This is a genomic window from Enterococcus sp. AZ141, assembly GCF_051714385.1.
Lineage (GTDB): Bacteria > Bacillota > Bacilli > Lactobacillales > Enterococcaceae > Enterococcus_D > Enterococcus_D entomosocium.
The window spans coordinates 2486988-2502717 of the sequence record NZ_JBIORT010000001.1; the positions used below are offsets into that span (position 1 = coordinate 2486988).

The 15730-nt window shown below is 44.6% G+C and carries 15 protein-coding genes; 7 read left to right on the top strand and 8 right to left on the bottom strand.

The annotated features are described in order from the left end of the window. The first annotated feature begins 4 nt into the window (after window positions 1-4). The 5 genes from IGI89_RS11420 to tnpA all read left to right on the top strand — a co-directional run bounded on the left by IGI89_RS11420 (window position 5) and on the right by tnpA (window position 4602). Entirely contained in the window at window positions 5-1117 is a 1113-nt protein-coding gene (locus IGI89_RS11420) for an amidohydrolase/deacetylase family metallohydrolase (protein WP_005235227.1), read from the top strand. Then, window positions 1101-2207: a DgaE family pyridoxal phosphate-dependent ammonia lyase gene (locus tag IGI89_RS11425; RefSeq protein WP_438735678.1), complete on the top strand. Its 1107-nt coding sequence runs from the start codon at window positions 1101-1103 to the stop codon at window positions 2205-2207. Before IGI89_RS11420 ends, IGI89_RS11425 begins: the two co-directional genes overlap by 17 nt. Further along, a complete protein-coding gene (gene dagF, locus IGI89_RS11430; RefSeq protein WP_005235231.1) occupies window positions 2204-2953 on the top strand; it encodes a 2-dehydro-3-deoxy-phosphogluconate aldolase in 750 nt (249 codons plus the stop codon). Before IGI89_RS11425 ends, dagF begins: the two co-directional genes overlap by 4 nt. 10 nt (window positions 2954-2963) lie before the next feature. Then, window positions 2964-3968: a sugar kinase gene (locus IGI89_RS11435; RefSeq protein ID WP_005235232.1), complete on the top strand. Its 1005-nt coding sequence runs from the start codon at window positions 2964-2966 to the stop codon at window positions 3966-3968. A gap of 100 nt (window positions 3969-4068) precedes the next feature. Further along, window positions 4069-4602: an IS200/IS605 family transposase gene (gene tnpA / locus IGI89_RS11440; protein ID WP_438735679.1), complete on the top strand. Its 534-nt coding sequence runs from the start codon at window positions 4069-4071 to the stop codon at window positions 4600-4602. Window positions 4603-4721: 119 nt separating this feature from the next. Here tnpA and IGI89_RS11445 read toward each other — a convergent pair whose 3' ends face one another. The 8 genes from IGI89_RS11445 to IGI89_RS11480 form a co-directional block, all read right to left on the bottom strand. After that, a complete protein-coding gene (locus tag IGI89_RS11445; RefSeq protein ID WP_034872253.1) occupies window positions 4722-5300 on the bottom strand; it encodes a TMEM175 family protein in 579 nt (192 codons plus the stop codon). A gap of 99 nt (window positions 5301-5399) precedes the next feature. Beyond that, complete coding sequence (locus tag IGI89_RS11450) at window positions 5400-5960, bottom strand: TetR/AcrR family transcriptional regulator (protein ID WP_008378578.1); 561 nt, start codon at window positions 5958-5960, stop codon at window positions 5400-5402. Between the two features lie 2 nt (window positions 5961-5962). Continuing rightward, a complete protein-coding gene (locus IGI89_RS11455; protein WP_005235237.1) occupies window positions 5963-6886 on the bottom strand; it encodes a phytoene/squalene synthase family protein in 924 nt (307 codons plus the stop codon). Next, on the bottom strand, window positions 6876-8363 hold the full coding sequence (locus tag IGI89_RS11460; RefSeq protein ID WP_438735680.1) for a phytoene desaturase family protein: 1488 nt from the start codon (window positions 8361-8363) through the stop codon (window positions 6876-6878). The genes IGI89_RS11455 and IGI89_RS11460 overlap by 11 nt, the downstream gene beginning before the upstream one ends. Beyond that, the gene (locus IGI89_RS11465; RefSeq protein ID WP_005235241.1) at window positions 8360-9076 is read right to left on the bottom strand and encodes an ABC transporter ATP-binding protein; all 717 of its coding nucleotides are present in this window, start codon (window positions 9074-9076) and stop codon (window positions 8360-8362) included. The genes IGI89_RS11460 and IGI89_RS11465 overlap by 4 nt, the downstream gene beginning before the upstream one ends. A gap of 11 nt (window positions 9077-9087) precedes the next feature. Next, window positions 9088-10152: an ABC transporter permease gene (locus tag IGI89_RS11470; protein WP_438735681.1), complete on the bottom strand. Its 1065-nt coding sequence runs from the start codon at window positions 10150-10152 to the stop codon at window positions 9088-9090. Between the two features lie 314 nt (window positions 10153-10466). Further along, entirely contained in the window at window positions 10467-11126 is a 660-nt protein-coding gene (locus IGI89_RS11475; RefSeq protein ID WP_194185273.1) for an HD domain-containing protein, read from the bottom strand. Beyond that, window positions 11116-12039 carry a dihydrodipicolinate synthase family protein gene (locus IGI89_RS11480; RefSeq protein ID WP_438735682.1) on the bottom strand — a complete coding sequence of 308 codons (924 nt, stop codon included), beginning with the start codon at window positions 12037-12039 and terminating at the stop codon, window positions 11116-11118. Before IGI89_RS11480 ends, IGI89_RS11475 begins: the two co-directional genes overlap by 11 nt. Before the next feature lie 336 nt (window positions 12040-12375). Between IGI89_RS11480 and IGI89_RS11485 the strand changes: the two genes are divergently transcribed. Continuing rightward, window positions 12376-14208, top strand: a complete 1833-nt coding sequence (locus tag IGI89_RS11485) for a beta-glucoside-specific PTS transporter subunit IIABC (RefSeq protein ID WP_438735683.1) — start codon at window positions 12376-12378, stop codon at window positions 14206-14208. Window positions 14209-14254: 46 nt separating this feature from the next. Next, window positions 14255-15718, top strand: coding sequence for a glycoside hydrolase family 1 protein (locus IGI89_RS11490; RefSeq protein WP_005235257.1), 1464 nt, complete (start codon window positions 14255-14257; stop codon window positions 15716-15718). Window positions 15719-15730: the final 12 nt, after the last annotated feature.

Genomic DNA, 15730 nt, shown 5'->3' on the forward strand with positions numbered 1-15730 from the left:
CGAAATGTTTGATTTGATTATTCGTCAAGCCCGCACGATCGATGAAAAAGTATTTGATATTGGGATTCAAGACGGCAAAATCACTGCTCTGGCACCCATGTTGAAGGAGCAGGCGAAACAAGAGCTGACCTTAGCAGAAGGGGAGTTCTTGTCAGCTGGTTGGATCGATGACCATGTCCATTGTTTCGAGGAAATGACGCTCTATTATGATTATCCAGACGAGATCGGTGTCAAACAAGGCGTCACGACCGTTATCGATGCGGGGACGACTGGCGCCGAAAATATCCATCGGTTTTATGATTTAGCCAAAGAAGCCAAAACCAATGTCTTTGCTTTAGTCAATATTTCCAAATGGGGGATCGTAGAGCAGGATGAACTTGCGGATCTGTCAAAAGTCAAAAAAGAATTGGTCAAAGAAGCGTTGCAGAAGTTTCCTGACTTTATCGTCGGGATCAAAGCCCGAATGAGTAAAACGGTGATCGGCGAAAATGGCATCACGCCGTTGAAATTAGCCAAAGCGATCCAAGCTGAAAATCAACCGTTGCCTCTGATGGTCCATATTGGTTCAGCACCACCGAATTTAGCAGAGATTCTCGCTGAATTGGAAGCAGGTGATGTGGTGACCCATTGCTTTAACGGCAAAGCCAATGGGATTTTGGATCAGACGAACCAAACCATCAAGCCTTTCGTCTTTGCTGCCTATGAAAAAGGCTTGGTCTTCGATATTGGTCATGGGACAGACAGTTTCAATTTTGACGTGGCGGAGACGGCCTTTGCCAATCAGCTAAAGGCTTCTTCCATTAGTACGGATATCTACATCCGCAATCGTACCAATGGACCTGTTTTTGATTTAGCGACGACTATGGAAAAATTAGCGGTCGTAGGGTATGATTGGCGTGAGATCATCGAGAAGGTGACCAGTGCCCCTGCGAAGCAATTTCATTTACAGAACAAAGGCGAGATCGCATTGGGATATGATGCTGATTTTACGATTTTCCGCTTTGAAGAGGGCGAAAAGGAATTGACGGATTCTAACGGCAATCGCCGAATCACGACACAACAGATCGTGCCGCAAAAAGCGGTGATAGGAGGGGAACTTTTTGACACTGAATATTGAAGAACTAGGCTTGAAAGAAGTCATCAATGCTTCCGGCAAAATGACGATTCTAGGTGTCTCGAAAGTCAGCGAAAGCGTGCTTGCAGCCCAGCGCTATGGCGGGGAGCATTTCTTTGAAATGGCAGATCTAGCAGAAAAAACCGGTGCCTATTTAGCAAAATTGTTGAAAACGGAAGATGCGCAAATCGTTTCTTCCGCTTCGGCGGGAATCGCCCAATCAGTGGCGGCACTCATCGGTCAAGGAGACAGCTATCATTTGTACCACCCATACAGTGAGAAAATCAGCAAGCGGGAGATCATTTTGCCCAAAGGCCACAACGTAGATTATGGCACACCGGTGGAAGTGATGGTGGCGCAAGGCGGCGGAAAAGTCGTAGAAGCAGGCTATGCCAATATGTGCACACCCGAGCACATTGAACAGATGATTACGCCCGAAACGGCGGGGATCCTCTACATAAAGAGTCATCATACCGTTCAAAAAAGTATGCTGACGGTAGCAGAAACGGCCCAAGTTGCCAAGGCATACGATCTTCCATTGATCGTTGATGCGGCTGCTGAGGAAGATTTGTTTGCCTATACCCAAGCAGGTGCTGATTTAGTGATCTATTCAGGTGCGAAAGCACTGTCAGGACCAAGTGCTGGCTTAGTGATCGGCAAGCAGCCCTATGTCTCTTGGGTGCGCCTGCAATCCAAAGGTATTGGTCGAGCAATGAAAATCGGTAAAGACAATATTCTCGGATTTACCCAAGCCGTGACGGATTATCTAGCGGAGGGAACAGAATCTGGCGCTTCGATGCAAGAGCGCCTACAACCATTTATTGCGGCAATCAATGAAATCACTGGTTTCGAAGCAAAAATCGTTCAAGATAGCGCTGGCAGAGACATTTATCGAGCGAGTGTCAAAGTGAAAGAACCAAGTGCCAAAGCAGTGATCGACGCGCTAAAAGCGGGAGAACCAGCGATTTATACCCGTGAATACCAAGCCAATAACGGCATTATTGAATTTGATATCCGAGCAGTCAATGAACAAGAAATGGCAGTGATCACCGATCGCTTACAAGAAATTATGTTAGGAGCAACCCAAAAATGAAAACTTCACCCAATTATTTCGCTGACCGTGTCTGTCTGAATGTGTTAGCAAACTCTGTTGAAAATGCGAAAGCTTGTTATGAAGCAGCAGAGGGCAACATCGTCCTAGGTGTTTTATCAAAAAACTATGATAGTGATGAGGCGGCTATCGCTGACATGAAGAACTATCAAGCGGCAACAAATAATGCCCTTTCTGTAGGGCTTGGTGCTGGCGACCCCAACCAAAGTGAAATGGTCTCCCGAATTTCCGCTGTTCTACAGCCACAGCATGTCAACCAAGTATTCACGGGGGCAGGGACCTCACGAGCTTTGTTAGGACAATCTGAAACGATCGTCAATGCCCTTGTTTCACCAACCGGAAAAGTCGGCTATGTCAATATTGCTACTGGACCATTGAGTTCACAAACTCCAGCTGCAGAAGTCCCCGTCGAAACAGCGATCGCTTTATTAAAAGACATGGGGGCTAGTTCTATCAAGTATTTTCCAATGAAAGGGTTGGCTCATAAAGCAGAGTATCAAGCAGTAGCAGAGGCTTGTGCTGCGAATGATTTTTATTTGGAACCGACCGGCGGCATCGATTTAGAAAACTTTGAAGAAATCTTGCAGATCGCTGTTGATGCAGGAGTAAAAAAAATCATTCCACATATTTACAGCTCGATCATCGATGGCGAAACAGGGGACACACGCCCTGAAGATGTACAGACATTAGCAGAAATGACGAAAAAGGTGTTGGCAGCAGCCAAATAGGGAGGGATCAATGATGCGGATCGGTGCTTACGGTGAGGTAATGATGCGATTGACGCCACCAGAATATCGAACACTGGAACAGACCCACTCTTTGCGGATGGATTTTACAGGAACAGGGGTCAATCTGTTAGGCAATTTGGCGCATTTCGGCTTAACGACGTCGATGCTGACACAAGTGCCAGCCAACCGTTTAGGGGATACGGCGAAAGCCAGCTTGCGTTCCTATGGGATTCAAACAGCATTTGTTGGCAAAAAATACAGCCATATCGGCAGTTATTTCGCCGAGATCGGCTACGGCGCTCGTCCGACTTACGTGACTTATCAAAATCGCCATCATAGTTCCTTTGGCGTTTCAGGTCCAGAAGAATATGCCATCGATGGATTTCTAGAAACAGTCGATCTCATTCATATTTGCGGGATCTCTCTTAGTTTGACTGAGAAAACCTGGCAAACTGCATTGGCTTTGGCGAAACAGGCCCATGTAAAGCAGATTCGCGTCTGCTTTGATTTTAACTTCCGCCCAAGCTTGAATGAAGAATTAAATCGTGAGGTACTAAAACAACGGTATGAAACGATTCTACCTTATTGTGATCTAGTTTTCGGCTCTGTCCGTGACTTGGAGGAGCTGCTGGCATATCCCTTAGAGGAAACAGAAGGTGCCGAGCTTGCGTTGATCCAATCCTTTATTGACCAGTATCAACTAGAATGGTTCTGCGGGACACGCCGTCTAGCCGTGGAAGACAAGCAATTTATCAGTGGAAGAATCATTACGGCGCAGGATGCCTATGAAACGGCACCGCAGCTGCTGCAAGTATTGGATCGGATCGGGGCAGGGGATGCCTATGCCGCTGGTGTATTATTAGGCTATGCCGAAAAATGGTCGCTCCAACGCACTGCTGATTTTGCAATCACGAATGCTGTATTGGCTCATACGATGCTGGGAGATGTCCCATTAACCACCAAAGAACAAGTGGAACAAGTCTTACGGGCACCTGGGAAAGACTTGATTCGCTAGAAAAAACACTTGCGTCCTTCTCCTAAAAGCGATGGATGATTGCGCAAAAGCAGCCGATTGTTCTGCTTTTGCGCAGTTATCCATCAAGAGAAGGACGCAAGTGTTTTTATTAATGACTTTAGTCAGTTTCGTTCGCGTAGCGTACGAAACAAAAAAACCGCGCGTTTCTACGCGTGGACGAAATAGCTTTAGCGATAAAAGTTTAGCACATACCAGATGGAATTGTAAGTATCACATAGTCTTCACCCCGAAGTATCGACGAAAAGTGATTTATGGAAAGTTAAGAGTAAGTATTGGTCAGATATTAAGAAAATTGTGTGAGATGAAGGATGTTGAAATCATTGAAGCTCATGCCATGCCTGACCATATTCATATATTAGTAAGAATACCACCAAAGATTAGTATTTCTAGTTTTATGGGCTACTTAAAAGGACGAAGTGCAACCTTAATCCATGAAAAACATGCGAATTTGAAATATAAGTATGGGAATAAAAGCTTTTGGTCCAAAGGATACTACGTGAGTACGGTTGGGTTAAATCAAAAAACAATCGAAAAATATATTCGAGAACAAGAAGCAGATGATCGAATAAGAGATAGTATAAGTAAACAAGAGTATGTAGATCCATTTAAATAGTTAAAGAGAGATAGGGCTGTGAGCGGTTGGTGGTCATTTAAAAAGCCCCTTTTAAGGGGCTAGCGAGTGGTGAGCCCTTCTAGGGCTGTTAAAAAGCCACCCGTTTCACGGGTGGATATTTACTGTTTTAAAAAGGTTTCTACTTTTTTCTCAGGGATCACCCACAACAATAGCACGAGACTATCCAGCGTGATGATAAGTAGTGGATGGACCAGCCAGCCGAGGAGCAATGCCAGCACGTTGATAAACAACGTAAAGTAGAGTTTCTTGTATCCGCGAAACAGTTCTACGATGGCTTGATTGTCAGGGTTGGCACGCACCAAGGACTTTCCTACAAGGAAATAGCTGAAATCCGTCAATAAAATGACAGCTCCGTAAAGCAGTTGAGGGGCAAGAGCGACTGGATAACGACTGACCCATGACGTTACAAAAGGAAAGAGGGTTAGTGCCAGGATCAATAAATGATTCGCCCACAAGGTCCAACCGTCAATTTTAGATACTACTTGAAATAGATGATGGTGATTGTTCCAGTAGATCGCTAACATCACAAAGCTGATCAAATAAATAATAAATTGCTGTTCCACTCCTAAAAAAGAAGCAAAGGTATCGCCTTCGGGCTGGTGCAATTCCAGTACTAATAAGGTCATTACGATCGCAATGACCGCATCCGTAAAGGCTTCGATTCGATTTTTTGACATGTACATCCATCCTTTTAAGTTTCTGTTTACTGGATCAGTGTACGCGATTGTCAGAAATTCGTCGAATGATTATTCTCGGGACAAAAGCCAACGTTCCAGCTATTTCGCAATTGGCCCACTGCCTAGTGCACCGAATAAAAACAAATCGATCGCTTCTGGCATTTTGTCTTCTTTTCCCGGTGAGTCCAAGTGAGCCGCCATCAGCACTAACAACTGGCTGGTAACAAATTCTGGATCGACATCCGAACGAAGATTGGAATCACTGCGACGGAACAAGTCAAGAAACGGTTCTTTGTAATTTTTCCGCCAAAGCAAGTACAGTTTTTTTGAAGTGTCCTCAGAAACGGTATGCTGAATGTCGTGCATCATCATATAAAAATTGATGCGATGCCGACTTCTTAAAAAAAGAAACATGTTTAAGATTTTTTCAGAGATCGTCAAGGAAGTATCTTCAACAGTCTGATTTAGTTTTCCAGAAACCTCTTGTGCCAAAGAGACCATCACTTCATAATAGATGGCTTCTTTGCCTTTAAAGTGATAATAAAGATTGGGTTGGGTGATGCCGACGGCTTCTGCGATCTGTCTAGTAGAAGTTGCTTGATACCCCTGCTGCATAAACAGGTTCTCTGCCACTCGTAATATTTTTTCTCGCAAGTTCAAAGTCAGCCCTCCCAACGTTCCTGACGAAGCATTTTTTTCGCGGTAAACAAAAGTTGGATTTTCCGTTGTTTCGGTACCGCTGTTTTTTCAGCAAATACTTGATAGTTGTTTTTGCGGATCACAGTCAAGATTTCCCGATAGATCAAAGCAGCTGCTAATAGAGCTTCACGGCAATCTTCATCGATTTGCGGCATCATGACAAAAGATTCCTGATAAAGCGTCTCAGCAAGTTGCGCTTCGTGTTCCCACATCTCGATAAACTGCTGGTTTTGATTGCCAGCTGCTAATGCCTCTCGCGAAAGGTTGAATTGCGCCAAGACCGTTTGTGGCAAATAGATGCGGCCTATTCGCAGATCCTCGCCAATATCACGTAAAATATTGGTGCGTTGCATCGCTTCACCCAATTTTATGGCGGGCTCTTGAATCGCAGCGGCTGTTTGTGAGAGAATCGGCAAGAGCATCAGACCCACACTGCCGGCTACGTAGTAACTATAGTCGGAAAGCTCTTTTTCAGAGGTGGGCTGCTGGAAGTCAAGGTCTTGTTTTTGTCCCACCAATAGATCGAAAAAGGGCTGAAACTGTAGGTCAAACTGTTGGAAAGAAAGGGTCAATGCCCGCCAAATGGCTTCATCAGGATCTTCTTCCTTGATGGCTTGCGGCAAGTCGATCGCATCGCCGGTTAATAGTTCTTGTATTTCTTCCAAGCGTTTTTTCATGGCTTCGATCAACAATGGGTCTTGCTTTTCATCGACGGCATCATCGGCACGTCGGCAAAAGGCGTAGACGGCATAGACGGCGCGTGCTTTGTCTTTTGGCAATTGAGAAAAGGCGGTATGAAAGTTTTTCGAATGCTTTTTTATGATGGCCTCACAGTATAAAAAATCGTTGTCGTATTCATCAAAGACGCTTAATGATTTAACGGTCATCTTTTAACAACTCCTCCACAGCTAACTTGGCACTTTGCATCACGATTGGCACACCCGCTCCCGGATGCGTACTGCTGCCGCAGAAGTATAGGCCTTCTGCATAATCAAATTTATTATGGGGACGATAGTAATTGCTTTGCGCCAAGGTTGGTTTCAAGCCAAATGTCGCACCGTTGTAGGCATTGAACCGATCATTGAACGTATCTGGCGTATACATTTTTTCATACGCGATGTGTTCATCGATATCCGTAAAGATCGTTTTTTCTTTTAATAATCCAATGATCTGCTGGCGGTAGCTTTGGATCGTTTCATCCGTCCATTGATCAAATTTAGATAATTCAGGTACTGGGACTAAAACATAAAGACCTTCTTGACCATCAGGTGCTAAGGAAGCATCTTTCAGGGTTGGACGATACAAGTAGAAGGAAGGATCTTCTGGCAGCTTGCCAGCCTCGAAAAGATCGTCTACATTGCGTTTAAAATCATTAGCAAAATAAATGCTATGGAGTGCGCTATCTTCATATTTTTTGTCCAGTCCTAAATAAAGCAAGAAACAAGAACAAGAGTAATCCATCGAAGCGATTTTTTGATTGGTATATTTGCCGCGTTTTGATTCATCAGGAATCAAGCTTTCCATAGCATAAGGAAAATCAGCCGCACAAATCACAGCATCTGCGGTGATCGTTTCTCCATTGACACGAACGCCTTTGGTTTGCTTGTTTTCGATCAATAATTCATCGATTGGGGTATTGTAATGGATCGTTCCGCCTAATTCTTGGAACAAACGTGCCATACCAGTGGCTAATGTATACATGCCGCCTTTGATGAAATAGACCCCATACATCAACTCGATCATAGGGATGATGGTATAAAGGGACGGCCCTTGGTAAGGGGAGACACCGATATACAAGGTTTGAAACGCCAATGATTTTCGCAGGCGATCATCTTTGACAAATTTAGAAATGGAAGAGTAGGCGTCACTAAACGTTCGCAGCTTTAACCCTGCCCATAATGATTTGGGATTGTAAAAGTCTCGCCATGTCCGAAACGACTTGGTGATGAAGGACTCTTTGGCGATCACATAGCGTTTGTAAATATCTGCTAAAAAGGCAAAATAGCCTTGAGCATCTTCTTCCGAGATCGCTTCTAGCGTTTTGGTCAATTCTACTAAGTCGTTTGAGAAGGTCAGCGGTTCGTCTTGAGCAAAATACAGCTGCAGCATCGGATCGACTTTCTCCATAGGAATATAGTCATTCGGATCAACGCCAGCAAATTCAAACACTTCACGATAAATTTCAGGCATCATCACGATGGTGGGTCCCACATCAAAGGTAAAGCCGTTTTCCTTGATCTGATTCATTTTGCCCCCAGGTTGACCTTCTTTTTCGTAGAGGGTGACGTCATAGCCAAGTTTTTGTAAACGGACAGCAGCAGCTAATCCTGACACGCCCGCACCGACAACAATAATTTTTTTCATGCTTGCTCCTTCTGCGAATCACTTGATTCGGCTTCTTTTTTCGTGTGTTCTTTTTCTTCTAAAACGCCATCCTTCATGACGAGGACCCGGTCACAATAATCTGTTAAACGGGTATCATGGGTCACCATAATGGTGGCTTTTTGTTTTTCTTTGGTTTCTTTCGCTAAGATTTTGACGACTTCGACGGCTTTTTTTGAATCAAGACTCGCCGTTGGTTCATCTGCCAAAATGATGGTGGGATCATGATAGAGCGCTCGGGCAATAGCCACACGCTGCCTTTCACCACCAGATAGTTCATCGGGGTATTTGTTCTGCAGCTTTTCAATCCCTAGTTGTTCAAACAATTCAGTAGCTGATTGCTCTTGGGGTTCTTTGCTGACCTTATCCACCAATTGAAGTTGCTTTTTGACCGTCAAAAAAGGGACAAGGTTGGAAGCTTGTAAAATAAAGCCGATTTTTTTGAAACGAGTTTTTGCCCGTTGCTTTTCTTTTTGTTTACTGAAGGGTTCGTCATTGATAAACACTTCGCCTTCAGAGGGGGCTTGCAGACCACCGGCGATCGTTAGAAAGGTACTTTTCCCAGAGCCAGAAGGACCGATGATGGCGACAAATTCGCCTTTTTCTACCGAAAAGTTGGTTTCTTTCAAGGCTTCAATGGTCGCGTCCCCATCTTTAAATGATTTTTTGACTTGTTTGAATTCAATGGCACTCATGTTTTTTCCTCCTATCCGATTGCTTTCAATGGGTCGATTTTTACAATCGTTCGCACCGAGAAGAAAGCACCTAGCATCGCGATCAGAATCATCATGACACTGATACTAGCAAAGAATAATAGATTGATTTGGAATGGCACTGCCGCAGGTAACACGAGGGCGGTACCGATCGTTGCCAAACCACCGATCAAAACACCCGAGGTGGCCAATAAGAACGTTTGGGCGATCACCGAAAAAGCAATGTAGCGGCTAGAAATCCCTTGAGCTTTCATGACACCAAAAATTTCTGATTTTTGCATCGTTAGCACATAGATGAAAATTCCGATAACGATGGCAGCGATCACGATCAAGAACCCGATCATAAAGCCAAAGGTCAGCACTTGTGCGTTGTAACCAGGCAATTCATTAATAAATTTGCTGATATCCGTAGCGACCAAATCATCTGGCACTTCTTTGATTTTGCCACGAGTCACGATCGCGTTGATACGGGCATTTTCAGAATCATCTTCTTTTTCAAAACGAATTTCTTGATAGGCACCGATCGAGGTGTAGAGGACCGGAGCGACACTGAAGCGGGCGTTATCTGTAAAACCGACGATTTTCAATTTTTTGTCACTGCCTGCTAATTTGATGGTGTCACCAATGGAAACCCCGTATTCTTCCTCAATACTGCTGTCGGCGACCGCTTCATCATCTGACGCAAACATCTCGCCATCGGTAATATTGGGTGCTAAAAATTGATCTGGATCAATGCCGAAAAAGGTGACATCGACTTTTTCACCGTTGTCTTCTTTGGTCACAACTCCAGCGGTTTGCGCCAAAACTGCTTTTTCTGGTGCATCGACTTCATCATAAAGACTGCGAGGAAGCATCGACATGTTTAAATTATCATTTGCTTCTTCGGTCAACAAAATTTGATCTGCCTCCCATTTGTCGACCGCCATCCGATTATCTTGAGCCAACCCATAAGCTAACCCAGTTAAAAAAAAGACCAAATAGGCGATTAAAAACATGACCCCTGTGACTAGGGCGTAACGCAATTTGGAATGGCGTATTTCATTGATTGCCAAAAACATAACGATTCCTCCTAATATTTTATCACTTGATAAAATAAAAATACCATTTTTTTTATTTTCAGCAAACTATCTTGCTTACAAAGAGTAAATTCGGTGAAAAAAGGAAGGTTATTTAGAAGGGGCGTCTGTTGATTGAAGAAAACCACTTGCTGCCCTTTGATTTGAATAGGCGCGTAGGAGCAGCGAAGGGGCGGGGGATTTTAGTGGAGAAAGAACGTTTAGAATAACAGTAAAAGCCCTCTGATTCAGTGCAGACACAACTGCGGCGCTGAATCAGAGGGTTCCTATTTGAAGTCTGGTGCTGGATCAAAGTGTCAATCGTCAGTTTCTTTGCTTGTAGCGATAACTAACGGCACGATTTTTTCAAAGGAGTGACGGAAGCTTTCAGGTTGTGCTAATTTTTGATAGATGATCGCCAAACCGTCTTGGTTTTTGCGATAATCCAACCAAACCTTCAGCTCACTTTGAGGACCGTATTTCTTTGAAATGTACTGATACGCTTCATGATGCAATTGTTCTAAATCTGTCAGCTGCTTTTTCTCATAAGCAAAAAGCAAGGTACGCTTGAGGATTCGCTCAAAATTTAAGTCGCGATCGGCTTCGGAAATAATTTTGCCATAAAGCGAGCGAGGCTCATAGGGCAGCGAGGCGCGATGATCTTCTACAGCTTCGCCGATCATTGAAATGACTGGAGGAGAGAAAAAGCGTGGCAACACAGCATCTTGTTCAACGATCTTGCGGGAATTGCTTTCGTGGTTTTTGCGGCCATAGAGCAAGCCGATATCATGGTAGGCAGCTACCGTATAGACGATATTCAGGTCAACGGGCAATGTTTCAGCAATCTCAAAACTATTTTGGATCACTTGGTGGACGTGCGCTGGGGAGTGACTGCTATCCAATTGGTTGTATTGCGGGATGATGGAGCTTTCAATATAGTGCTTTAGTTGTGGATCAATCGGTGCATCAATCTTCACTTGTCTGGTTCTCCTGCCTTTCATGTGCTAGATGAGGGGGAATTGAGCCAGTGCCAAGCCGATCAATTGTTGCTAGACCTAGCGGCTGACGACAAAAGCCAAAGGGCTGTCCATCAATGGTGATTTGCTGCTTGAGCCACGGAAGGTAACTGATGGTATTGGTTGGATCGCCAGCAGCTGCTTGTTCCATTTTCTGCCATTCATTCGACGTAGAAATCGTTGCATCACCTTTCAATAAGCCCTGCCATATCACCTGGATCTCCTTGGGACAAAGGTTTCCTGCCATTGATGATAGCCCGTTAAACCCTAGTGCGACCTTTTCCGCCAAGTCCGCTTCACCACCAGCATAAAAACGAAAATCGGCAGCCGTCTTTGTTTTTAGTTGAGGCACTCGCTCCTTCCTGCCAGCTTCTTTTAAGCCGATCACCCGAGGGTCAGCGATCAAGGTCAAGAGGCTTTCTGCAGATAAATCAAAGCCCGTGCGGCGGGGATTGTTGTATAAAATAACTGGTTTTTCGCAAGTATGGATCAATCCCTGAGCATAGAGCACAGCTTCCTTTTGCGTCAGGCAAAGATAAGGGGGAAAGCCTAAAACCACACCATCGATTCGGGGATTTTTGTTGATTGCTTCTGCCAACGCGAGCGTTTCATGAAATACGATGCCAGCTAAACCGAAGAGGACTTCGAAATCGGCTGCCCAGCTGGTTTCTTGCGCTAAGGCATGTAGAAGCTGTTTTTTTTCTGTTAAGGTCAATGAGTGCTGTTCACCGGTGGAGCCGCACACCAAAACCGATTTGATCCCTTGCTTTTGCAGTTGCAAGATATGAGCGATCGTCCTTTTCGTGTCAAGTCTTTCTGCATGATCAAATGCTGTGGGGACGGCAACATGCAGTGAGTGATTCAATGAAGTCATCCGATTCATCCTTTCTTGTGATACGTTTAGCCAGCGATGTTCTTCTTGCTTCTGGTGCAAGCCAAGGAAGACGAAACAACTGATTATCCACTAAGTGTAGCAAACTTCTCGTTTCAGCAAAAGGCTTAGCAAAATATTTTTAAAACGGTGGTTGCGTTTTCAAATAAAGCATGGTATTATGCAAGTAATAAAACAGGCATGTGACTGGTAATGCAGGCAGGACCTATAAAAAACATGGAAGGGATCGTTGGATTCCGTTCAATGTTTTTGTAGGTGCTGCCTGCTTTTTTCTTTGTTTGGCCAACAAAGGAAAACTAATTAAAGGAGAAGAAAATTATGAATGTAAAAGAAACGGCAACTGCCATCGTTGAGTTGATTGGCGGAAAAAAAAATATCGCGCATTTGGAACATTGCTCCACACGCTTGCGCTTTACCTTAAAAGACAATAGCCTCGTACAAAAAGATGCCTTGGAAAAAGTCGATGGCGTGATTGGGGTGCGACAAAATGTCCAATGCCAAGTCATCATCGGCAATGATGTCGTCGAAGTGTATGATGAGGTTATGAACGTGTTAGGTCATGAGCTAACAGCGGATGGAGGAAGTGAAGGCAAACAAAAACAATCGTGGGGTGCGGTCCTGCTTGATTTTATTATCTCGATTTTTCAACCGTTGATTCCAGCAGTCGCTGGAGGGGGCGTCTTGAAATCCTTACTGTTACTTGCTTCTGTCACTGGATTGATGGACAATACCAGCCAAACGTATCAAATTTTGAATCTGATCGGTGGCGCACCATTGTATTTCTTACCGATTTTAGTGGCGATCACCACGGCAAATAAATTAAAGGTCAACCAATTGGTGGCGGTTTCCGCTGTCGGTGCCTTGATTTTGCCTGAACTAACAACACTATTGACAGATGGCGCAGCTTTCATGGGCTTCGGTTTACAAAATATCGCTTATGCGTCACAAGTATTTCCAGCAATTTTAACGGTTTTATTTTACGCTCAAATTGAAAAACTGTTTACCCGAATCTCACCAAAACCGATCCGTATCTTCTTTGTTCCAATGATGAGCTTAGTTATTACGGTTCCAGTTGCTTTATTGATTTTAGGCCCATTAGGCTTTGAAGTCGGAACGATTTTTTCAGCAGCGATCATTTGGCTGTATGCCCATTTAGGTTGGGTGGCAACAGGGATCTTAGCCGCTGTTTTACCATTGATGGTGGTTACCGGTATGCACAAAGCCATGATTCCCTATGCTGTTTCGTCCATGAGTGAGATGGGGGCAGAGCTGTTATACTTGCCTGCCTCATTGGCACATAACATCGCAGAAGCTGGTGCTTGTTTTGCGGTGAGTGTTCGGACCAAAGACCAAAAACTTCGTTCAACCGCTGTTTCTGCAGGCATCTCCGCCCTTTTTGGCATCACCGAGCCTGCTTTGTATGGGGTGACGATCCTGCATAAACGAGTGCTTTACGGCGTGATGGCTTCCAGCCTAGTTGGTGGTGCGGTGGCTGGTTTGTTTGCCATCAAGGCCTTCGCATTAGTTGGCCCTGGTCTAGCAAGTATCACTATGTTCGTGGATGAAGCCAACCCGATGAATCTTGTGTGGGCATTGGTCACGTTAGGGGTATCCTTTGCTGTTTCTTTTGTCCTTGTCCTTTTCTTATTCAAAGACAAAGTGGTAGAAAATAAGACGACGGTTGCCGATCCCAAAGCCGAAGTATTGAGCAAACCAGTAGATGGGCAAGTGGTAGCTTTATCTGAAGTCAACGATGAAGTCTTTTCAAGCGGCATGATCGGAGAAGGGTTCGGGATCATTCCGACGTCTGGCGAATTGATCGCACCTGAAGATGGCGAGATCACGATGTTGTTTGAAACCAACCATGCGATCGGGTTAAAAACCCGCAATGGCGCAGAATTGCTCTTTCATATCGGCTTGGATACCGTTCAACTAGAAGGCAAACACTTTACCCCTTACGTAAAAGCGGGGGATCAAGTGAAACAAGGGCAACCGCTGATCCAATTCGATCTAGATGCCATCAAAGCAGCTGGGTTTGATCCAATCGTGATCTGTGTGGTCACCAATCAAGAAAACTTTACGGTCAAAACGATCGAATCAACCGATGAGCAAAGCGACCAAGGTGTCCTATCGATCGCACCGCTCGTCTAAACCAATGAGCAATGCAACAAAAACAATGTAAAAGGGGATTGAAAAAATGACTGAAACAACTTTTCCAAAGGACTTCTTATGGGGTGGCGCTATCGCCGCAAATCAAGTAGAAGGAGGTTGGAATCTTGGCGGCAAAGGCTTGTCGGTGGCGGATGTGGCTACTTACAAACCGCATGTCGACGTGAAAAACTTTGCAGCACATATGAGTGTGACTGTTGAAGCCGTCAAAGAAGCAATGGCGGATTCAACGGATACCATCTATCCAAAACGCCGAGGGATCGACTTCTATCATCGCTATCCAGAAGATTTGGCTTTATTTGCGGAGATAGGTTTTAAAGTATTGCGTTTATCGATTGCATGGACCCGCTTGTTCCCAACTGGGGAAGAAACGACACCCAATCCAGAAGGGATCGCTTTTTACCGCAATGTCTTCCAAGAAATGCAGCGTTTGGGAATCAAACCGATCGTAACGTTGTCTCACTATGAAATGCCGCTAGCGCTGAGCTTGAAGTACAATGGCTGGGTGGAACGCAAAGTGATCGATGACTTTGTCCGCTTTGCAACCGTCTGTTTTGAAGAATTTGGGGAGTATGTGGAGTATTGGCTGACATTTAACGAAATCGACAGTATCCATCGTCATCCCTTTACAACAGCAGGTCTCATTCCTGAGCAATCAGAAGCTGGTAAGGAAGAGCAAGACGTATATCAAGCCCTCCATCACCAATTTGTGGCCAGCTCATTAGTGACAAAAATCGCCCATGAAATAAATCCCGACAACAAAGTCGGCTGTATGATCACGAAGTTGATGACGTATCCATTGACTTGTGACCCATTGGATGTTGAATTAACTTTAAAGAAAAACTTGGAAAATGATTTTTATGCGGACGTTCAAGTCAAAGGTGCTTATCCGCGAATGATTGAAAAAGATCTCGAAAAACGGGGCATCAAGATTGAAATGGCACCAGAAGACCGCCAAATCTTAAAAGATCACACCGTTGATTTTCTTTCTTTCAGTTATTATATGTCTATGGCTGAATCAGGCGACCCACATGCGGAACGGACACCGGGCAATACGGTTTTAGGGGTAAAAAATCCCAAGCTGCCGTCAACTGAATGGGGCTGGCAGATCGATCCTAAAGGCTTGAAAATCTCCTTGCTTTCATTGTATGATCGGTATCAAGTGCCATTGATGATCGTTGAAAATGGTATGGGTGCCGTGGATGTCCTTGAAGACGGTCAAGTGCATGATCCGTATCGGGTCGATTATTTCAAGGCACACTTCAAACAAATGAAGGAAGCCATCGATGAAGGAGTCGATTTGATTGGTTATACTTCATGGGCACCGATCGATCTGGTCAGTGCGGGGACGTCACAAGTGACGAAACGCTACGGCTTCATTTATGTGGATGCCGATGATGAAGGAAACGGCAGTTATGACCGTTTGAAAAAAGATTCCTTCGATTGGTACAAAGAAGTGATCGCTACCAATGGCGCAAGTTTGGCAGAATAAACAGTGAGGAGC